This is a genomic window from Pseudomonas sp. A125 (assembly GCF_055409485.1).
Genome location: NZ_JBUZVP010000017.1, coordinates 24,528 through 42,803 on the forward strand (window position 1 = coordinate 24,528; position 18,276 = coordinate 42,803).

Here is an 18,276-nt window from a genome sequence, read left to right on the forward strand (position 1 = left end):
GGACTGATTTCAGTGATTTTTACGGAGCTGGCAAGCTTTCTGCTTAGACGATCATGACCCATGCACTGATGCAGTCGCTGTGACGATGCAGTGCGCCGACGGAGCGGGGTAGGTTTCGTCACCAGTGGTTAGCGAGCGTTGCAATGGCAAATGCCAAGGCGACGAAGCGTTACAAAGCCAGGCACTGCGCTTAGACTTGAGACGGGTTTGTTTTCCTGGGGCAAGTCCACCAATTCGGGAGAGAGTTTTCATGAAGCTAGTCACTGCCATCATCAAGCCGTTCAAGTTGGACGATGTACGCGAGTCACTGTCCGAGATCGGCGTGCAGGGCATTACCGTTACTGAGGTCAAAGGCTTCGGTCGGCAGAAGGGTCACACCGAGCTGTATCGCGGCGCGGAATACGTGGTCGATTTCCTGCCAAAGGTGAAGATTGATGTCGCCATTGACGACAAGGATCTTGACCGGGTTATCGAGGCGATAACCAAGGCTGCCAACACCGGCAAAATCGGTGACGGCAAGATCTTCGTGGTCAATCTGGAACAGGCTATTCGCATCCGTACCGGCGAAACCGATACCGACGCAATCTAAGCCGCCAAACCCCCAACGCCCCAGGAGAAAACAATATGACTCTGCGTAAATTCGCAGGGCTAGGAGCCCTGTTGTCCCTCGTAATGCCGGCCCTGGCCATGGCGGCGGACCCAGTACCTGCTCCAGTCCTCAATTCCGGCGACACCGCGTGGATGCTCACGTCCACCGCGCTGGTACTGTTTATGACCATTCCAGGCCTCGCGCTGTTCTACGGCGGCATGGTTCGCTCCAAAAACATTCTTTCCGTGATGATGCAGTGCTTCGCCATCACCGGCCTGATCTCCATTCTGTGGTTCGTCTACGGCTATAGCCTGGCGTTCGACACAACCGGTATGGAAGCAGGCGTCGTCAACCTCAACTCGTTTGTGGGCGGCCTGTCCAAATTGTTCCTCTCGGGTGTGACCCCGGCCAGCATCACCGGCCCGGCGGCGTTGTTCCCTGAGTCGGTGTTCGTGACCTTCCAGATGACCTTCGCGATCATCACTCCGGCGCTGATCGTCGGTGCGTTCGCCGAGCGTATGAAGTTCTCCGCGATGCTGATCTTCATGGGCGTCTGGTTCACCCTGGTCTACGCACCGATTGCCCACATGGTGTGGGGCGGTCCGGGTTCGTTGCTGGGCGACTGGGGCGTGCTGGACTTCGCAGGCGGCACCGTGGTGCACATCAACGCCGGTGTTGCCGGCCTGGTAGCGTGCCTGGTACTGGGCAAGCGTAAAGGCTTCCCAACCACCCCAATGGCACCGCACAACCTGGGTTACACCCTGGTGGGCGCGGCCATGCTGTGGGTAGGCTGGTTCGGCTTCAACGCCGGCTCCGCGGCTGCGGCCAACGGCACCGCCGGCATGGCGATGCTGGTGACCCAGATCGCTACCGCTGCTGCGGCGCTGGGCTGGATGTTCGCCGAGTGGGTCACCCACGGTAAGCCAAGTGCCCTGGGCATCGCCTCGGGTGTTGTCGCTGGCCTGGTGGCAATCACTCCAGCCGCTGGCACTGTGGGCCCGATGGGCGCCCTGGTGATCGGCCTGGCTGCCGGTGTGGTGTGCTTCTTCTGCGCCACTACCCTGAAACGCAAGCTGGGCTACGACGACTCCCTGGACGCCTTTGGCGTGCACGGTATTGGCGGTATCCTCGGCGCGATCCTGACCGGCGTATTCGCGGCACCAGCGATGGGCGGCTTCAACGCCACCACCACTGACATCGCGGCACAAGTCTGGATCCAGTGCAAAGGCGTCGGCTTCACCGTCATCTACACGGCTATCGTGACCTTCATCATCCTCAAGGTGCTGGACGTGGTGATGGGCCTGCGGGTGACCGAAGAAGAAGAGGCTGTGGGCCTCGACCTGGCGCAACACAACGAACGCGGCTACAACTTGTAAGTACGCGAAAAAAAGATGCCCGGCTTGCCGGGCATTTTTTTGCCTGGGGTTTGTCTGTGGCTAAAGGTGTATGGGTTTTTTCACGACTTTGTGATGGGATCCGCACTGCACTTTTCGGTGTGCGAATGTCTTACAGGCATGTAGGCGTATTCGGCACTTTGTTTTTTCCCAGAGCGCGCTAGAATGCGCGCCGATGTGCGGAGAACTGTATGTGGCAACAGACCCTGATAACCCTGCGGGCCAAGCCCCGGGGCTTTCATCTGGTGACGGACGAGTTGCTCGCCGGCCTGCCTGAATTGAAGGCCTGTCGGGTGGGACTGTTGCATTTGTGGCTGCAGCACACCTCGGCCTCGTTGACGGTCAACGAGAATGCCGACCCGGCGGTTCGCCGTGACTTCGAGCGTTTCTTCAATGCGCTGGTGCCGCAAGGTACGGCGGGATATGAACACAACGACGAAGGTCCGGATGATCTGCCGGCGCACTTCAAGGCCAGTCTCCTGGGCTGCCAGCTGAGTTTGCCGGTAAGGGCCGGCCGCTTGGCGATGGGGACCTGGCAAGGTGTTTATCTGGGCGAGCACCGTGATCATGGCGGTGCTCGTAAAGTCCTCGCCACCTTGCACGGTGATGGGGCATAAGCCACTGGTTATCCTGTGGATGTTGATTTTTTTCCGGCGGCCGTCGACAGGTGGCGAAGCTGGGCTATAACTAATCTGCTTTTCGCAAGTCATGAGGTAGAACATGAGCGACGATGATCTGGAAAACGACGACCTCGAAGTAGGCGACGACGACGAAACCGAGGAAGGTCTTGAGGCGGCTGCCGAAGACGTGGCTGACGACGACGGTGGCGAAGATGCACCGGCCCCGGCAGCCAAGGGCAAGGCCAAGGCTGCGGTGTCGGTTGACGAACTGCCGAGCGTAGAAGCCAAGAACAAAGAGCGCGATGCGCTGGCCCGTGCGATGGAAGAATTCCTCGCTAAAGGCGGCAAAGTGCAGGAAGTCGAGGCTAACGTGGTGGCAGATCCACCGAAGAAGCCGGATAACAAGTACGGCAGCCGGCCTATCTAAGGCCTGTTGTCTGCTTGCTGAAAAAGCCCGCCGTCGCTGCGGGCTTTTTCATGGGCGCTACAAAACGGAATTGCGCCCGTTCTCGTAGCAGCTGTCGAGCCTTGGCGAGGCTGCGTCGGCGGCCTGCCTGACACACCGCAAACGCAGCCTCGCCAAGGCTCTGCAGCTGCTACGGTAAGTTCGGGGTCACTTCCAGCGGGTCAGGATTGCTGGCAACTCGGTCAGGCTGCGAATCTCGGCATCCGGCAATTTCTCGGCTTCCCAGGCTTTGCCCGCCGGGTTGAACCACACCGCCCGCAGTCCCGCCTGTTGCGCCCCGGCGATGTCGTCCCCGGGATGGTCCCCGACGTGCACCGCTGCGTCCGGCTCAACGCCGCCGCGCTGCAAGGCCTCCTGGAATAACCGTGCATCCGGCTTGGCGATACCAATGTCTTCGGCCCGCAATGCAAAGTGAAAGTAGTCCGCCAGGCCCACACGCTGTACGTCGGCATTACCGTTGGTGATTACCCCCAGCAAATAGTGCTGGCGCAGCGCCTGGAGCATCGGCTCGGCCTCGGGAAATACCGTGAGCTGGTGGCGAGCATGGATAAATGCTTCAAAGCACACGTCGGCCATCTGCGCCGCTTCCGGTAGCGGGTACCCAGCCTCTTCGAAGGCGTACTGCAGCACCTTGTGACGCAACACGCTGATGCGATATTTGAGCTCCGGATGGCGTTGCAGCACCTGCTGGCGAAGGCTGGCGAACTTCTCCAGAGGCAAGTCACCGACCTTGGTGGCATGGGTGGCCAGCCACTCGCGCATCGACGCCTCGGCGCTGACGATGACCGGCACGTTATCCCAGAGCGTATCGTCCAGGTCGAAGGTGATCAGCTTGATGCTCATGAGTCACTGCCCTTAATGCGTTTGGCCCGTGGATGGGCGCTGTCGTACACCGTCGCCAGGTGCTGGAAGTCCAGGTGGGTGTAGATCTGGGTGGTCTTGATATCGGAGTGGCCCAGCAGTTCCTGCACCGCGCGCAGGTCCTGGGACGACTCCAGCAAATGGCTGGCAAAGGAGTGCCGGAGCATGTGCGGGTGCAGGTTTTGCCCCAGCTCGCGCTCACCCGCCGCCTTGACCCGCACTTGAATGGCCCGCGGCCCGAGGCGACGGCCTTGCTGGCTGATAAACACCGCGTCGTCCGCCGGGTTGGCCAGCGCACGCAGTGGCAACCACAGCAGCAAGGCTTCGCGGGCCTTTTTGCCCACTGGTAATACGCGGGTCTTGCTGCCTTTGCCGAGCACTTGCACCAGGCCATCGGCGAGGTCCAGTTGCTCAAGGTTAAGCCCGGTCAGCTCTGACAGGCGCAGGCCCGAGGAATAGAACAGTTCAAGGATCGCCTGGTCGCGGTGGGCCAGGAAGTCATCTTCCACGGCGCCATCGAGCAATTGCAGGGCACGATCCGCGTCGAGAGTCTTGGGCAGGCGTCGTTCGCCCTTGGGCGGCGCCAGGCCGTTGGCCGGGTCGTGGTCGCACAGGCCTTCGCGGTTCAGGTAGTGATAGAGGCCGCGCACCGCCGACAGCAGGCGCGCCAGGCTGCGGGAAGATTGGCCTTGCTGGTGCAGACGGGCGATCAGGCTGCGCAAGCCCTGGATATCCAGAGCGTTCCAACTACCGATGTGGTGTTTTTCGCAAAACGCCAGGACCTTGTTCAAGTCCCGCCGGTAGGCTTCCAGGGTATGCGGCGACACCTGGCGCTCGCTGCGCAGGTGAGCGCAGTAGGCGTCCAGTTGTCGTTCCATGGCTAGCGCACCGCGCGCAATGCAGTGGTGAAGCGTGGCAGCACGCGGCCCAGCACTTCGGCGATGTAGCTCAGGAACAGCGTGCCCACCGAGCTTTTGTAGTGCTGCGGATCACGGCTGGCGATGGCCAGCACGCCATGCAGCCCTTGATGACTCAGGGCGACCACGGCCGTGGAGCCGATCTGCTGGCGCTGCTCGGCGCCAAACAGGAAGTCCAGCTCATGCTCACGCAAGGTGCCGCTGATGGTCTTGCCTTCGCAGAGCAGGCCGCCGATGGCGGTCTGGGCATCGCTGCCACTGACCCAGCGGCCCACCGGCATCGGGTTGTCGCTGAACAGGATCAGGCTGACAAAAGGCACTTGGAAGTCCTGGCGCAGGCTGTCTTCGGCGGCAATCACTGCCTCTTCCAGGCTGGCGGCGTCCATCAGGGTCAGCACCAGGCGGCGGGTCTTTTCTAACAAGCGGTCGTTGTCGCGGGCCACGTCCATCAGCTGCGAGAGCCGATGGCGCATCTCGATATTGCGCTCGCGCAGGATCTTCATCTGCCGTTCCACCAGCGACACGGTATCGCCGCGCTGGTGGGGAATACGCAGGGCCGGCAGCAGTTCCTCGTGTTCGACGAAGAAGTCCGGATTAGCCTCCAGATACGCCGCAACAGCTGCGGCCTCCAGACTTTCGCTTGGGGATGCTTTCGCGGGTACTTGAGGCTTATCAGTCATTGGATTGGCTCACTCATAGACGGACCTGTCCTTCGTAGACGCGGGTGGCCGGGCCGGTCATTTTCACCGGTTGGCCAGGGCCTGCCCATTCGATGGACAGACGTCCGCCGGGCAGGTCGATTAGCAGCGGCGAATCCATCCACCCCTGGCTGATCGCGGCTACGGCAGCGGCGCATGCACCGGTACCGCAGGCCTGGGTTTCGCCGGCACCGCGTTCCCAGACGCGCAACTGCGCACGAGAACGGTCGATGACCTGCAGGAAACCCACATTAACCCGCGCCGGAAAGCGCGGGTGGTTTTCGATCTTCGGTCCCAGTTCGTGAACCGGTGCGCTGTTGATGTCATCCACCCGCAGCACGGCATGGGGGTTGCCCATCGACACAGCGGCCAGGTTGACGGTCTTGCCGTCCACGTCAACGGCGTAACTCAGCGCTTGCTCGGCGGCCTGGAACGGAATGTCCGCCGGCACCAGCCGTGGAGCGCCCATGTTGACGCCGATCTGGCCGTCGCTGCGAATATCCAGCTCAATGATGCCGCTCTTGGTCTCGACGCGAATCTGCCGCTTGGCGGTCAGGCGCTTGTCCAGCACAAAGCGGGCGAAACAGCGGGCACCATTGCCGCACTGTTCCACTTCGGAGCCGTCGGAGTTGAAGATCCGGTAACGGAAATCCACTTCCGGGTTGCTCGGTGCTTCCACCAGCAGCAACTGGTCGAAGCCGACACCGGTGTGGCGGTCGCCCCACAGTTTTGCGTGCTTGGGCAGGATGTGCGCGTGCTGGCTGACCAGGTCCAGGACCATGAAGTCATTGCCCAGCCCGTGCATCTTGGTAAAACGCAGCAACATGACCTTACTCCGGCAGCAGGCTTTCGCCAGCAAACAACTCGGCTACCGTCTCGCGGCGACGCACTTCAAACGCTTGATCACCGTCCACCAGCACCTCGGCGGTACGCCCGCGGGTGTTGTAGTTGGAGCTCATGACAAACCCATAGGCACCAGCCGAATGCACGGCCAGCAGGTCGCCTTCTTCCAGGGCCAGCTGACGTTCCTTGGCCAGGAAGTCGCCGGTCTCACAGATCGGGCCGACTACGTCGTAGCTGCGGCCTTCTCCCGCGCGAGGCTTGACGGCCGTCACGTCCATCCAGGCCTGGTACAGCGCAGGGCGGATCAGGTCGTTCATCGCCGCGTCGACGATGGCGAAATCCTTGTGCTCGGTGTGCTTGAGGTACTCGACCTGGGTCAGCAGCACGCCGGCGTTGGCGACGATATAGCGGCCCGGCTCGAACATCAGCGTCAGGTCGCGGCCTTCGGTGCGCTCACGCACAGCCTTGATGTAGTCGCTGACCAGCGGCGGCTCTTCATCGCGATAACGCACGCCCACGCCGCCACCGAGGTCGATGTGGTGCAGGTAGATGCCGCACTCGCCGAGGCGGTCGATCAGCGCCAGCAGGCGGTCGAGGGCATCCAGGAACGGTGGCAGGCTGGTCAGTTGCGAGCCGATATGGCAGTCAACGCCCAATACTTCCAGGTTCGGCAACTGCGCGGCGCGGATGTACACGTCTTCGGCGTCGGCGATGGCGATGCCGAACTTGTTCTCTTTGAGACCGGTGGAAATGTACGGATGAGTGCCGGCGTCGACGTCCGGGTTGACCCGCAGGGAGATCGGCGCACGAACGCCCATCTCGGCGGCCACCACTTGCAGGCGCTCCAGCTCGTCGGTGGACTCGACGTTGAAGCAATGCACGCCCACTTCCAGGGCGCGGCGCATGTCTTCGCGGCTCTTGCCGACACCGGAGAACACAATTTTGTCAGCCGTGCCGCCGGCGGCCAGCACACGCTCAAGCTCGCCACGGGACACAATGTCGAAACCGGCGCCAAGGCGCGCCAGGACATTCAGTACGCCCAGGTTGGAGTTGGCTTTTACGGCGAAGCACACCAGGCTTGGCGTGCCTTCCAGCGCGTCGGCGAAGGAGCGGTATTGGGCTTCGATGTGAGCACGGGAGTACACGTAGGTCGGGGTGCCAAAGCGCTCGGCAATGGCGGACAGCGCGACACCTTCCGCGAACAGCTCGCCGTCACGGTAGTTAAAAGCGTCCATGATGTTCCCTTAGTAGGAGTCGTGCTTATGCGCTTTGGTTTGCGACGATTGCGCCTGTTCATTCGGGTCTTTGCTGTCATCGGGCAGATACAGCGGGCCTTTTTGACCACAGGCACTAACGAGGCAAGCGACCGCGACGAGCGCAGCAAGGGAAGAGATCAGGCGCTTCATGGCGAAATCCTTGAATATGCATTAATTGCGCCCGAGTATACCGACCACCCGCCAGATTGCCTATGCGCCGAAATACCCGTCCGGCGGGGCTTTGCCGAGTTTGTCGCGATTGTACTTACATCAACCGAGGATAATTCACACGGCTGCGGGTAATGAAATCGGTATCCTTTGCAATCATGATGGTGCGTCCGTATTGTGCGGCGCTTGAGCGAGACCAGACACTTTTCGAGGTTCCCACAATGAGTTTGACCGAAGCCCGTTTTCACGACCTGGTGGATGCGACCCAGCAAGCGCTGGAGGATATTTTCGACGACAGCGGTCTGGATGTGGACCTGGAGAACTCGGCCGGTGTGCTGACCGTCAAGTTTGAAAATGGCACCCAACTGATTTTCAGCCGCCAGGAACCTCTGCGTCAGCTCTGGCTGGCGGCGCGCTCCGGTGGTTTTCACTTTGACTACGATGAAGAAGAAAATCGCTGGACCCACGACACCACCGATGAGCTCTTGAGCGAAATGCTTGCACGCCTCACCCAGGAACAAGCCGGCGTCGAGCTGGACTTCGACGAGATCTGATCGTGACGCAGCCCGCACCCGCACGCCCGCCCAAGCCGCTGTTCAGCAATGTCAGCCCGGCGGTGCCGTCACCTTGTATCAGCTTATGTCGATTGGATGAGCACAAAGTCTGCCTCGGTTGCTTCCGGCACGTGGAAGACATCCGCGAATGGCGCTCTGCCGATGATGCGCGCCGGCGCGTGATTGTCGACCAGGCCGAGCAGCGCAAAGCCGACGCCTGACCCTCAAGTCAGGCCGTCTTGTTTATTTATTGTGCTGTGGTAGTGTCCGGGTACACCTCAACTCATCGAGGTCCGTGAGAACCCCGCCTTTTCCTGGCGGGGTTTTGCTTTTTTGTGCAGAAAAAAGGAGTCTGCCTGAATCATGACCGCACCTTCCATCATCCTCACCCGTCTTGACGTGCAGCGTCTTGAGCAACTGATCGACCGTGTAGGCGAGTCGTCGCCGGGCGTTGAGGCCCTGCAACACGAACTCGACCGCGCCGAAGAAGTGGTTGGCCACGATGAAGTGCCTGCAACGGTCGTGACCATGAACTCCAGCGTGCATTGCCGTGAACAAGGCAGTGGCAAGGACTATCACCTGACCCTGGTCTACCCCAAGGATGCGAACGCCGACGAGGGCAAAATCTCGATCCTGGCGCCGGTGGGCAGTGCGTTGCTGGGCCTGCAAGTCGGCCAGCACATCGATTGGCCAGCACCGGGTGGCAAGACCCTCAAGCTTGAACTGCTGGGCGTCAAAGACCAGCCGAAAGACGGTGGCGCCTTTCCCCTCTAAACCTGGCCCAGCGCCTCGTTGAGCGCCAGTTCCAGATCAGCCTTGTAGCGCAGGTACAGATTGCTCGGGCTTTGAACATCACCGAGCAGGCCAGACAGGTCCAGATCGGTGATGTAGCAGCGGTAACGTTCGGCCTCCCGGCGTTGCCCGACGATTTCATGGGCGACCACCGCAAACAGTTGGTCGCCAAATTCCAGCTCGGAAAACTCCCGTTGATTGCAGTACAAGGTGATGCCCACCTGGCCCGGTGCGGCCTTGCCGATAATCGCCTGCACGTCGTAGAACGGCTTGTTGGCCGGGGTTTGCGGCGCCGGGCGTGGTTCGGCCCGGCGCGCGCGGCCACTGCCCGACGGCAACAGCTGGTAATACAGGATTTGCACCGCGCCAAGCGGCTGCTGCGGGTCCAGCGGCAGCAGCGCGTCGCGGCGATAAATGATCGACTGCAAGAAGCGCTGCAATGGCACCAACAGGCTTTGCTCGTCGTGAAACGGCAAGCGCTGCTGCCACAGCGCGTTGAATTCATCCAGCACGTACAGCTCGGCAATCCCCTCGTTGATCCGGTAGAACACTTGCACGCAGTCGGGCAGGCCCATGGGCAGCAACAGCGCCAGGTCGTGGTCTTCCAGGGCCATGGTGTCCAGGTGCAACGGGCTGTAGCTGGCCAGTTCTTCGCTGAGGTAGGTGATCAGCGCGTCCTGGGTTGCCAGTGACACGTGGTTGGCCTGGCCGGGCGTCAGTTCCATCACGTGATAGTGCTGTTGCACCTGCACCAGGTAGCGGTGGTTTTCCTGGCCCAGCAGCAGGTTTTGCGCGGTGTCGAAGATCTCTTCCACGCGCTGGGCAATGAATTGCGCGCGGTTGTGGCAGAAGCAACGCACGCGCAACCGCGGCAAGTGATTGGCCGGCAATTGATTGAGGTAATCGCGCAGGCAGTCGAGCAGCGCGTGCGGGCCGTCGTAGCGGCTGACCATCACCTCGTTCCAGCTGTTGACGGTGACCTGGTCCAGGGTCAGCACCAGGTTTTCCCGCACGCCCGCGTAACTCAGGGAGTCGGTGCGCTCGGTGGTCATCAGGATGTTCAGGTCGCGGTGGTGCTTGAGCGGGTCGACGCCGACGTTGATCAGCAACAGCACTTCCTCGGGCACCGCCGAGCGCAGCAGGCGTTCCTCATCCACGCTGGCCAAGGGCAGGACGACGGTCTGTTGCAGGCTGCCCAGCAGGTTGAACAGCTCGAATTCGGTCATGTCACTGGTGCCAGGATGCAAGGCCAGGCGGGTGCTGCTGTCGATCACGCCATTGCGGTGGCACCAGGTGAGCATTTCCAGCAGGTCGCGGCTGCGCTTGATCGGCGCAAAGTGCTCCCATTCCAGGGCAGTCAGGCTGCCGTTGTAGAGGCCCCAATGGTGCTGGCCCGGCTCTTTGCGGTTGGGCGACTGCACCAGGGTCAGGGTGTCTTCGGCCAAGTCCGGGGCGATGCCGGGGTTGATGAACTCGACCTTGCCGGCCTTGCGCTCGAACGCGGCATACAGGCGGCGGCCAAGCACATTGAGGTCGCGTTTGTTGATCAGGCTGACGGTCTGTTCGGTACGCGCAAACTGGGTCAGGAAGCGATAGCTGTAGTTAAGCTCGTTGACCAGTGCGCGGCGCTCGGAGGCCACTTGCCGGACCTTCCATTGGCTGCGGCTATCCAGCAAGGCCAGTTGGCGCTGATCCCAACCCCACTCATTGGCCAGGCGCTCCAGCAGCAAACGTTGCCAGCCGGATGAGCGCTGGCCGGCACTGAGCTTGCGGTTGACCTTCAGGTACAGGCTGCGCCGGACCAGTTCCAGGCGCTCGGGCTCGTTGCGGGTTTTGAGGTATTCCTCGATGCGGCGGTAGACCACGATGTACGGGTCGAGCTCGTCCAGGTCCATCTGGTTGGCAAACACCGCGCGCTTGAAGCGCAGGCTCAGGCACTGCACCTTCGGGTGCTCGCTGGCGTACACCTCGGTCAGCAGGAGTTTGAGTACCGATTTGTAGGGCGATTCGATGCCCTTGAACAGCTGCCACAGGCCGGCGCCGATAAATTCGCCCGGCGGAATGTGCGCCAGGTGGCCCAGGTCGAGGGTCTCGTCGGCGCGGATAAAGCGCTTGGAGATCAGCGCATGGGTGAATTCGGCGTAGCGCGTTTCTTCGTACACCGGCACCAGCCACCAGATCGGTGTGCGCCCGGCCAGCCAGATCGCGGTGCGATAGAACTCGTCCAGTAGCAGGTAATGCTGGCTGGTCCCGCAGTCTTCGGAGCTCAGTTGCGTGTCGCGCTCGCCCTGGATAAACCGCGTCGGCTCGATCAGGAAGAAGTGCGCCTCGGCGCCCATGCTCAGGGCCCAGGTTTCCAGCAGCTGGCATTTCTTGCGCAACTCGGCCAGTTCGTTCTCGCTGAGGTCGGCAGCGTGGCAGACCCACACGTCCATATCGCTTTGATCGGCCTGGGCCAGCGTGCCCAGGCTGCCCATCAGGTACAGCCCGTGAATCGGTCGCGGCGGGTTGCCGTGACGGGGCTTGTAGGAAAACGTGCGGGTCAGGCGCTGGGCCTCGGCCAAGGCTTGGGCGTCGGGCTCAAAGTTCGACAGGCCGGCCGGCGTGCTGCCCGACACATAGCCCGGCAGCAGCGGGTGATTGACGTGGAAAAACAGCGGCAGCAGCGTCAGTACGCTTTGCTGGCGTGGCGTCAGCCCTTCAATGGCCCGGGCCATGCGCCCGTCGTTCAGTGCCAGAAACCGCGCGCGCAACTGGGCCAGCACCTTGCGGTCGATGCCTTCGTCCAGGTCGGGGCGGATTTCGTGGGTGCGGGTCATGTCGAACTCGGTGGCTCGCAGGGCCCGACGTGGGCGGCCGTGTGGGAGTTTACAGCCAGTAGCGTAGGAGGTTTAGAGGGATTTTGTTTTTGGCGTCAGAATTTTATCGCGGGCACAGGAATGCCCGCGGAATCCATGAAAAGAGGACTCCGTGGGCGATACGAGGTGTCAGGCGGCTTCTTTGCTGGTTGTCAGAATAGTCAGCAGGCTTTGTGCGTGTTCAGCAGCATCCCGGCCAAGGCTGGTGAGGTAACCACCGTCTGGCTGGTCGATCAGGTCTTTATCAAACAGGCGCCGGACAGCGGCAATGGCAGTGGGAGCGGCAGTCTGATGAACTTTCAGACCTTCCTGGGAGCTGCCCAGGTTGAAGAGTGCAAGGATTTCCAGTTCGGCAACCAACTCAGGGGTATACGACATAAGGACTCCAGACTTTCTAGGAATTTTTAGACGTTAGCAGCCATAAGGTGAACGCACTTTGGCGAGCTGTCCAGTGTGTAGGAGCGAGCTTGCTCGCGAAGGGCGTTAACGATAACGCTGGCATCCTGAATACGCGCGGTGTAATGGCGTTTTTCGCGAGCAAGCTCGCTCCTACAAAGGCCGGTGCTATTGCTTCTCCGGCGGCAGGTCAGGCAGGGCGCGCAAGGCAGTTTCATACCATTCGGTATTGAAGGCGCGGTCTTCTTCGAGCAGGGCGTCGATTTCGATGGCGAGTACGTGGGCCATCATTTGCAGGATATCTTCGCGCTCGTAGCCCACCAGGGTCAGCTTGTTGAACGTGGCTTTGGCGGCGGGCGGGTTGTCGCTTTCGAGCTGGTTTTCGATCGCTTCAATCAGGGTGGTCTCGGCGAACTCTTCTTCGTCGTTGTCGATATCGGTTGGCTCGCTCATGGCAGGCTCCTAGAGGAAAGGGCGCCAGTCTACCCCCATTCACTCGGGTGATGCTGCTGGTCAGGCGCGGCATCCCGATCTATAACCACTGCTGCCAACCCCGTACACGGCCTGGAGGCTTTGTGATGCTCAAGCTTTATGGATTTTCGGTCAGCAACTACTACAACATGGTCAAACTGGCGCTGCTGGAGAAAGGGCTGCCCTTCGAAGAGGTGCCTTTCTATGCGGGCCAGACCCCTGAGGCGCTGGCAGTAAGTCCGCGAGGCAAGGTGCCGGTGCTGGGCGTCGAGCAAGGCTTCATCAACGAAACCAGCGTGATCCTCGAATACATCGAACAGACCCAGGGCGGGCGGTCGCTGTTGCCAAGCGATGCGTTTCAGCGGGCCCAAGTGCTGGCGTTGTGCAGGGAAATCGAGCTGTATATCGAACTGCCGGCCCGCGCGTGTTTTGCCGAGGCGTTTTTTGGCATGCCGGTGCCGGAGGCGATCAAGGAGAAGTCCAGGGCTGAGTTGTTGCTGGGGATTGGCTCGTTGGGGCGGCACGGGAAGTTCGCGCCGTATGTGGCGGGGGACAGCTTCACGATTGCGGATTTGTATTTTGTGTACAGCGTGGACCTGGCGTGTGCAGTGGCCGGGAAGCTGTTCGGGCTGGATCTGTTGGCTGAGATGCCGAAGGCCAAGGATTTGCTGGCGCGCTTGCAGGCGCTGCCGAATGCCCAGCGGGTAGCGGCGGACAAGGAGGCGGCGATGCCGGCGTTTATGGCGATGGTTGCGGCGAAGAAGTAGATAGCTGGCGTCTGTGAGGGCGCCATCGCGGGCAAGCCCGGCTCCCACAGGTGACCGAGTTGTTCTGAAGAACTCGATCTACTGTGGGAGCTGGCTTGCCTGCGATGCTTTTAGCGGCTTGCGAGCAACGCCTGGCCGCGAACCACGGCAGCCTTCACCTGCGCCGGTGCAGTCCCGCCGACATGGTCACGGGCATTCACCGACCCTTCGAGGGTCAGTACCGCAAACACGTCCTGTTCGATCTGGTCGCTGAATTTGCGCAGTTCTTCCAGGCTCATTTCTGCCAGGTCTTTGCCACTCTCCACACCATATTTCACGGCATGCCCAACGATTTCGTGGCAGTCGCGGAACGGCAGGCCACGGCGAACGAGGTAGTCCGCCAGGTCGGTGGCGGTGGAGAAGCCGCGCAGGGCCGCTTCACGCATGATGGCGTGCTTGGGCTTGATCGCTGGGATCATGTCGGCAAAGGCCCGCAGCGAGTCGCGCAAGGTGTCGGCGGCGTCGAACAGCGGTTCCTTGTCTTCCTGGTTGTCCTTGTTGTAGGCCAGCGGCTGGCCCTTCATCAGGGTCAACAGGCCCATCAGCGCGCCGAAGACACGGCCGCTTTTGCCGCGCACCAGTTCCGGCACGTCGGGGTTTTTCTTTTGCGGCATGATCGAGCTGCCGGTGCAGAAGCGATCTGGCAGGTCGATGAACTGGAATTGCGCACTGGTCCACAGCACCAGCTCTTCGGAGAAGCGCGACAAGTGCATCATCGCAATGCTGGCCGCGGCGCAGAATTCGATGGCGAAATCACGGTCCGACACGCCGTCCAGCGAGTTGCCGCCCACGGCGTCGAAGCCCAGCAGTTGCGCGGTGTATTCGCGGTCGATCGGGTAGGTGGTGCCGGCCAGTGCGGCGCTGCCCAGAGGCATGCGGTTGGCGCGCTTGCGGCAGTCGACCAGGCGCTCGTAGTCGCGACTGAGCATTTCGAACCAGGCCAACAGGTGGTGACCAAACGTCACAGGCTGTGCGGTTTGCAGGTGGGTGAAGCCGGGCATGATAGTGCCGGACTCACGCTCTGCCTGCTCCAGCAGGCCTTTTTGCAGGCGGGTGATCTCTGCCAGGATCAGGTCGATCTCGTCCCGCAGCCACAGGCGTATATCGGTGGCCACCTGATCGTTACGGCTGCGCCCGGTGTGCAGTTTCTTGCCGGTCACACCGATGCGGTCGGTGAGGCGAGCCTCGATGTTCATGTGCACGTCTTCCAGGTCGACGCGCCAGTCGAAGGTGCCGGCTTCGATCTCACCACGGATGGTGGTCAGGCCGTCGATGATGCTGTCGCGTTCGGCATCGGTCAGCACACCGACCTTGGCCAGCATCGTGGCATGGGCGATCGAGCCCATGATGTCGTGGCGGTAGAGGCGCTGGTCGAAAGTGACGGAGGCGGTGAAGCGCGCGACGAAGGCGTCGACGGGTTCACTGAAGCGGCCGCCCCAGGACTGGTTGGTCTTGTCGGTGCTCATGGATTCGCTCGTGATCTGCTGGAAAGAGGGCATGAAAGTGTGGCGCCGATAATAACAGGGTTGCCCCCGGAGGCGACGATGCCTGGGCGCGGCATTTTTATTTGTTTCCAAGATGGCTAAGTGCCTTGCCGCCGACCTCGCGCAGGACGAGACTGGAGGCGGAACTGAATGTGATGTTTATTGAAACGATATTTGACGATTGAGCAATATCGTCGCTGCGAGCGTCTACAGTTGCACTGATAGGGAAGGTGCAGTGCACCAATGCCAGGCGATGAGGTCGAACGCCTGGCTATCCATTTAGAAAGGGGGTGTTCGTATTGTGTATCAGCAAACCCTACGACGATGCCCGAAGGCAGCAGACTTTGGGCGCGATTGAACAGGTCCGGGTAAATATTGGTGCCACTCTCGGGGCACTTTTTGCCGCTCGCGCTAGTCTTAGCGTGGATCGCCGTGACGGAAGTCACCGCACCTGTCTACGCTATCCTTGTGCGAGACTCACGCAGGAATCCAGCGCAATATGAATGTCCTGATCGTTGATGACGAACCCCAAGCCCGCGAGCGACTGAGCCGTTTGGTCAGTGAACTCGAGGGTTACAACGTCCTTGAGCCGAGCGCCACCAGTGGCGAGGAAGCCTTGGCCCTTATTGACAGCCTCAAGCCGGACGTCGTGTTACTCGATATCCGCATGCCGGGCCTTGATGGCTTGCAGGTGGCCGCCCGCCTGAGCGAGCGAGAGTCGCCGCCTTCGGTGGTGCTGTGCGCCTCCCAGGACGAGTTCTCTTCCGAGGCCCTGGATGCCAGCGGTGCCAGTTTCCTGGTCAAGCCGATCAATGCCGATGCATTGCTTCGTGCCTTGAAAAAAGCCGAGCGTCCCAATCGCGTCCAACTGGCTGCCTTGACCCAGCCCGCAGCCCAGGGCGGCAGCGGGCCGCGCAGCCATATCAGCGCCCGCACCCGCAAGGGCATCGAACTGATTCCCCTGGACCAGGTGGTGTATTTCATTGCCGATCACAAGTACGTGACCTTGCGTCACGAGGCCGGTGAGGTGCTGCTCGATGAGCCGCTCAAGGCGTTGGAAGACGAATTTGGCGACCGCTTTGTGCGTATCCACCGCAATGCACTGGTGGCACGCGAGCGCATCGAGCGCCTGCAGCGCACGCCGCTTGGGCACTTTCAGTTGTTCCTGAAGGGCCTCAACGGCGACGCCTTGATTGTCAGCCGGCGCCACGTCGCTGGTGTGCGCAAGATGATGCAGCAGCTTTAGCCCGAGGGCTGACGCGCGCTTCACCGCCCATATCCCGGTGCGACGCGGCCAGGGAGGCCCCGCACTTGCTGATTCAAATCAAAGCGCATTTGCCTGAGCTGTTATTATCTGCCGTATCTATTCAGTACGGATTGATCCATGTCCTCTCGCGAAATCCGCATCGCCACCCGTAAAAGCGCCCTGGCCTTATGGCAGGCCGAGTACGTCAAAGCACGTCTTGAACAGGCCCATCCCGGCCTCACGGTGTCCCTGGTGCCCATGGTCAGTCGCGGCGACAAGCTGCTTGATTCGCCACTGTCGAAAATCGGCGGCAAGGGCCTGTTCGTCAAGGAACTGGAAACCGCGCTGCTGGAGCACGAAGCCGACATCGCCGTGCATTCGATGAAAGACGTGCCCATGGACTTCCCTGAAGGCCTGGGCCTGTTTTGCATCTGCGAGCGCGAAGACCCGCGCGACGCCTTCGTGTCCAATACCTACGCGTCACTGGATGAACTGCCGCTGGGCAGCGTCGTCGGTACCTCCAGCCTGCGTCGCCAGTCGCAGTTGCTGACCCGCCGCCCAGACCTGCAAATCCGCTTCTTGCGAGGCAACGTCAACACCCGCCTGGCCAAGCTGGACGCCGGTGAGTATGACGCGATTATTCTCGCGGCAGCCGGCCTGATCCGCCTGGGTTTTGAAGACCGCATTACCTCGGCCATCAGCGTCGAAGACAGCTTGCCGGCGGGCGGGCAGGGCGCTGTGGGCATCGAATGCCGCACCGCCGACAGCGAAATTCACGCACTGCTCAAACCCCTGGATCACCACGAAACCGAAATTCGCGTCACCGCCGAACGCGCCCTGAACAAGCACCTCAACGGTGGCTGCCAGGTGCCAATCGCCTGCTATGCCGTGCTTGAAGGCGAGAACCTCTGGCTGCGTGGGCTGGTGGGCGACCCGAGTGGTGGTTTGCTGCTCACCGCCGAGATTCGCGGGCCGCAAAGCGAGGCCAACAGCCTGGGTATCCAGGTTGCCGAGGCGCTGCTGGAAAAAGGCGCCGGAGCCATTCTGCAAGCGGTGTACGGCGAGGCCGGCCCGCAGTGACGCAATGGCGTGTGCTGCTGACGCGGCCTGCCAAGGAGTCGGCAGCCCTGGCGGCGACGTTATCCGAAGAAGGGTTTTTCAGCAGCACCCTGCCGCTGCTGGAGATCGAAGCGCTGCCCGTCACGCCGGAACAGCAAGCAGCTTTTCGCGAGCTCGATCGCTATTGCGCAGTGATTGTGGTGAGCAAACCAGCGGCGCGCCTGGGCTTGCAGTTATTGGCTCAACACTGGCCACAGCCACCAGACTTGCCCTGGTTCAGTGTGGGCGCCGCTACGGCGCAGGTATTGGCCGACTACGGCCTCGGCGTCAGTTATCCCCAGGACGGCGACGACAGTGAAGCCTTGCTACAGCTGGCGACCTTGCGCAAGGCTATCGCACGGCCTGGTGCACGGGTGCTGATCCTGCGGGGCGAGGGCGGGCGCGAGCTGCTGACTGAGCGTTTACGCGAGCAAGGTGCTAGTGTCGACTATCTTGAGTTGTATCGCCGTTTCCTGCCGGACTACGACGGTGCAACCCTGACCCAACGCATAAACGTGGAACGCTTGAACGGCGTGGTGGTCAGCAGTGGGCAGGGTTTTTTACACCTGCAAGCCCTGGCCGGCATAGATTGGCCCCAGGTGGCACAGCTGCCGTTGTTCGTGCCCAGCCCGCGAGTCGCCGAGATGGCGCGTGCTGCTGGCGCGCAAAAAGTTGTGGATTGTCGTGGCGCGAGTGCCGCGGCTTTGTTAGTGGCGTTACGGAGCTTTTCCGTTCCCACTCTCTAATACGCAAAGGATG

At 61.4% G+C, this 18,276-nt stretch carries 21 protein-coding genes; 11 read left to right on the forward strand and 10 right to left on the reverse strand.

Annotated features, from left to right (window positions below; all coding sequences use genetic code 11):
* Positions 1-250: 250 nt before the first annotated feature.
* From glnK to sutA, 4 genes are all read left to right on the forward strand, one after another.
* Positions 251-589, forward strand: coding sequence for a P-II family nitrogen regulator (gene glnK / locus ACZRN6_RS22100; protein WP_002555808.1), 339 nt, complete (start codon positions 251-253; stop codon positions 587-589).
* Positions 590-624: 35 nt separating this feature from the next.
* Positions 625-1,965 carry an ammonium transporter gene (locus ACZRN6_RS22105; protein ID WP_322148323.1) on the forward strand — a complete coding sequence of 447 codons (1,341 nt, stop codon included), beginning with the start codon at positions 625-627 and terminating at the stop codon, positions 1,963-1,965.
* A gap of 209 nt (positions 1,966-2,174) precedes the next feature.
* Positions 2,175-2,600, forward strand: coding sequence for a secondary thiamine-phosphate synthase enzyme YjbQ (locus tag ACZRN6_RS22110; protein WP_003208787.1), 426 nt, complete (start codon positions 2,175-2,177; stop codon positions 2,598-2,600).
* A gap of 103 nt (positions 2,601-2,703) precedes the next feature.
* The gene (gene sutA / locus ACZRN6_RS22115; protein WP_322148322.1) at positions 2,704-3,030 is read left to right on the forward strand and encodes a transcriptional regulator SutA; all 327 of its coding nucleotides are present in this window, start codon (positions 2,704-2,706) and stop codon (positions 3,028-3,030) included.
* Between the two features lie 186 nt (positions 3,031-3,216).
* Here the strand turns inward: sutA and ACZRN6_RS22120 are convergent, their stop codons facing one another.
* The 6 genes from ACZRN6_RS22120 to lptM are packed head-to-tail and all read right to left on the reverse strand — an operon-like array spanning position 3,217 to position 7,794.
* Positions 3,217-3,912: an HAD family hydrolase gene (locus ACZRN6_RS22120; protein WP_464008843.1), complete on the reverse strand. Its 696-nt coding sequence runs from the start codon at positions 3,910-3,912 to the stop codon at positions 3,217-3,219.
* Positions 3,909-4,808: a tyrosine recombinase XerC gene (gene xerC / locus ACZRN6_RS22125; protein WP_464008844.1), complete on the reverse strand. Its 900-nt coding sequence runs from the start codon at positions 4,806-4,808 to the stop codon at positions 3,909-3,911. The genes ACZRN6_RS22120 and xerC overlap by 4 nt, the downstream gene beginning before the upstream one ends.
* 2 nt (positions 4,809-4,810) lie before the next feature.
* The gene (locus tag ACZRN6_RS22130) at positions 4,811-5,527 is read right to left on the reverse strand and encodes a DUF484 family protein (RefSeq protein ID WP_464008845.1); all 717 of its coding nucleotides are present in this window, start codon (positions 5,525-5,527) and stop codon (positions 4,811-4,813) included.
* Positions 5,528-5,540: 13 nt separating this feature from the next.
* On the reverse strand, positions 5,541-6,371 hold the full coding sequence (dapF, locus tag ACZRN6_RS22135) for a diaminopimelate epimerase (RefSeq protein ID WP_464008846.1): 831 nt from the start codon (positions 6,369-6,371) through the stop codon (positions 5,541-5,543).
* A 4-nt stretch (positions 6,372-6,375) separates the two neighbouring features.
* A complete protein-coding gene (gene lysA, locus ACZRN6_RS22140) occupies positions 6,376-7,623 on the reverse strand; it encodes a diaminopimelate decarboxylase (protein ID WP_322148316.1) in 1,248 nt (415 codons plus the stop codon).
* A 9-nt stretch (positions 7,624-7,632) separates the two neighbouring features.
* Positions 7,633-7,794 (reverse strand): LPS translocon maturation chaperone LptM, encoded by a 162-nt coding sequence (lptM, locus tag ACZRN6_RS22145; protein ID WP_322148315.1) that lies wholly within the window; start codon positions 7,792-7,794, stop codon positions 7,633-7,635.
* A gap of 239 nt (positions 7,795-8,033) precedes the next feature.
* On the opposite strand from lptM, the gene cyaY reads away from it, so the two are divergent.
* The 3 genes from cyaY (at position 8,034) to rnk (ending at position 9,140) form a co-directional block, all read left to right on the forward strand.
* Positions 8,034-8,366: an iron donor protein CyaY gene (gene cyaY / locus ACZRN6_RS22150; protein ID WP_322148314.1), complete on the forward strand. Its 333-nt coding sequence runs from the start codon at positions 8,034-8,036 to the stop codon at positions 8,364-8,366.
* Between the two features lie 2 nt (positions 8,367-8,368).
* Positions 8,369-8,587, forward strand: coding sequence for a DUF1289 domain-containing protein (locus ACZRN6_RS22155; RefSeq protein ID WP_322148313.1), 219 nt, complete (start codon positions 8,369-8,371; stop codon positions 8,585-8,587).
* A 142-nt stretch (positions 8,588-8,729) separates the two neighbouring features.
* The gene (gene rnk / locus ACZRN6_RS22160) at positions 8,730-9,140 is read left to right on the forward strand and encodes a nucleoside diphosphate kinase regulator (RefSeq protein ID WP_322148312.1); all 411 of its coding nucleotides are present in this window, start codon (positions 8,730-8,732) and stop codon (positions 9,138-9,140) included.
* On the opposite strand, the gene ACZRN6_RS22165 is transcribed toward rnk, so the two are convergent.
* From ACZRN6_RS22165 to ACZRN6_RS22175, 3 genes are all read right to left on the reverse strand, one after another.
* Positions 9,137-11,977, reverse strand: a complete 2,841-nt coding sequence (locus ACZRN6_RS22165; RefSeq protein ID WP_464008847.1) for a class I adenylate cyclase — start codon at positions 11,975-11,977, stop codon at positions 9,137-9,139. The two genes, rnk and ACZRN6_RS22165, sit on opposite strands and share 4 nt — an antisense overlap.
* Positions 11,978-12,145: 168 nt before the next feature.
* The gene (locus ACZRN6_RS22170) at positions 12,146-12,394 is read right to left on the reverse strand and encodes a TIGR02647 family protein (protein WP_322148310.1); all 249 of its coding nucleotides are present in this window, start codon (positions 12,392-12,394) and stop codon (positions 12,146-12,148) included.
* A gap of 186 nt (positions 12,395-12,580) precedes the next feature.
* Positions 12,581-12,865, reverse strand: coding sequence for a hypothetical protein (locus ACZRN6_RS22175; RefSeq protein WP_322148309.1), 285 nt, complete (start codon positions 12,863-12,865; stop codon positions 12,581-12,583).
* A 125-nt stretch (positions 12,866-12,990) separates the two neighbouring features.
* On the opposite strand from ACZRN6_RS22175, the gene ACZRN6_RS22180 reads away from it, so the two are divergent.
* The gene (locus ACZRN6_RS22180; protein WP_322148308.1) at positions 12,991-13,650 is read left to right on the forward strand and encodes a glutathione S-transferase family protein; all 660 of its coding nucleotides are present in this window, start codon (positions 12,991-12,993) and stop codon (positions 13,648-13,650) included.
* Positions 13,651-13,760: 110 nt separating this feature from the next.
* Here ACZRN6_RS22180 and argH read toward each other — a convergent pair whose 3' ends face one another.
* Positions 13,761-15,155 (reverse strand): argininosuccinate lyase, encoded by a 1,395-nt coding sequence (argH, locus tag ACZRN6_RS22185; RefSeq protein ID WP_464008848.1) that lies wholly within the window; start codon positions 15,153-15,155, stop codon positions 13,761-13,763.
* Positions 15,156-15,672: 517 nt separating this feature from the next.
* Here argH and ACZRN6_RS22190 point away from each other — a divergent pair.
* From ACZRN6_RS22190 to ACZRN6_RS22200, 3 genes are all read left to right on the forward strand, one after another.
* On the forward strand, positions 15,673-16,419 hold the full coding sequence (locus ACZRN6_RS22190; protein WP_322148306.1) for a LytR/AlgR family response regulator transcription factor: 747 nt from the start codon (positions 15,673-15,675) through the stop codon (positions 16,417-16,419).
* A gap of 138 nt (positions 16,420-16,557) precedes the next feature.
* Complete coding sequence (gene hemC / locus ACZRN6_RS22195) at positions 16,558-17,499, forward strand: hydroxymethylbilane synthase (protein WP_322148304.1); 942 nt, start codon at positions 16,558-16,560, stop codon at positions 17,497-17,499.
* Positions 17,496-18,263 carry a uroporphyrinogen-III synthase gene (locus ACZRN6_RS22200; RefSeq protein ID WP_464008849.1) on the forward strand — a complete coding sequence of 256 codons (768 nt, stop codon included), beginning with the start codon at positions 17,496-17,498 and terminating at the stop codon, positions 18,261-18,263. Before hemC ends, ACZRN6_RS22200 begins: the two co-directional genes overlap by 4 nt.
* The last annotated feature ends 13 nt before the right edge of the window (positions 18,264-18,276 follow it).

Coding starts and splice junctions, on each gene's coding strand:
- ACZRN6_RS22165 (WP_464008847.1), bottom strand. CDS start 11,977: ATGACCCGCACCCACGAAATCCGCCCCGACCTGGACGAAGGCATCGAC.
- dapF (WP_464008846.1), bottom strand. CDS start 6,371: ATGTTGCTGCGTTTTACCAAGATGCACGGGCTGGGCAATGACTTCATG.
- ACZRN6_RS22180 (WP_322148308.1), top strand. CDS start 12,991: ATGCTCAAGCTTTATGGATTTTCGGTCAGCAACTACTACAACATGGTC.
- argH (WP_464008848.1), bottom strand. CDS start 15,155: ATGAGCACCGACAAGACCAACCAGTCCTGGGGCGGCCGCTTCAGTGAA.
- glnK (WP_002555808.1), top strand. CDS start 251: ATGAAGCTAGTCACTGCCATCATCAAGCCGTTCAAGTTGGACGATGTA.
- ACZRN6_RS22120 (WP_464008843.1), bottom strand. CDS start 3,912: ATGAGCATCAAGCTGATCACCTTCGACCTGGACGATACGCTCTGGGAT.
- lptM (WP_322148315.1), bottom strand. CDS start 7,794: ATGAAGCGCCTGATCTCTTCCCTTGCTGCGCTCGTCGCGGTCGCTTGC.
- sutA (WP_322148322.1), top strand. CDS start 2,704: ATGAGCGACGATGATCTGGAAAACGACGACCTCGAAGTAGGCGACGAC.
- ACZRN6_RS22175 (WP_322148309.1), bottom strand. CDS start 12,865: ATGAGCGAGCCAACCGATATCGACAACGACGAAGAAGAGTTCGCCGAG.
- hemC (WP_322148304.1), top strand. CDS start 16,558: ATGTCCTCTCGCGAAATCCGCATCGCCACCCGTAAAAGCGCCCTGGCC.
- xerC (WP_464008844.1), bottom strand. CDS start 4,808: ATGGAACGACAACTGGACGCCTACTGCGCTCACCTGCGCAGCGAGCGC.
- rnk (WP_322148312.1), top strand. CDS start 8,730: ATGACCGCACCTTCCATCATCCTCACCCGTCTTGACGTGCAGCGTCTT.
- ACZRN6_RS22110 (WP_003208787.1), top strand. CDS start 2,175: ATGTGGCAACAGACCCTGATAACCCTGCGGGCCAAGCCCCGGGGCTTT.
- ACZRN6_RS22190 (WP_322148306.1), top strand. CDS start 15,673: ATGAATGTCCTGATCGTTGATGACGAACCCCAAGCCCGCGAGCGACTG.
- cyaY (WP_322148314.1), top strand. CDS start 8,034: ATGAGTTTGACCGAAGCCCGTTTTCACGACCTGGTGGATGCGACCCAG.
- ACZRN6_RS22170 (WP_322148310.1), bottom strand. CDS start 12,394: ATGTCGTATACCCCTGAGTTGGTTGCCGAACTGGAAATCCTTGCACTC.
- ACZRN6_RS22130 (WP_464008845.1), bottom strand. CDS start 5,527: ATGACTGATAAGCCTCAAGTACCCGCGAAAGCATCCCCAAGCGAAAGT.
- ACZRN6_RS22105 (WP_322148323.1), top strand. CDS start 625: ATGACTCTGCGTAAATTCGCAGGGCTAGGAGCCCTGTTGTCCCTCGTA.
- lysA (WP_322148316.1), bottom strand. CDS start 7,623: ATGGACGCTTTTAACTACCGTGACGGCGAGCTGTTCGCGGAAGGTGTC.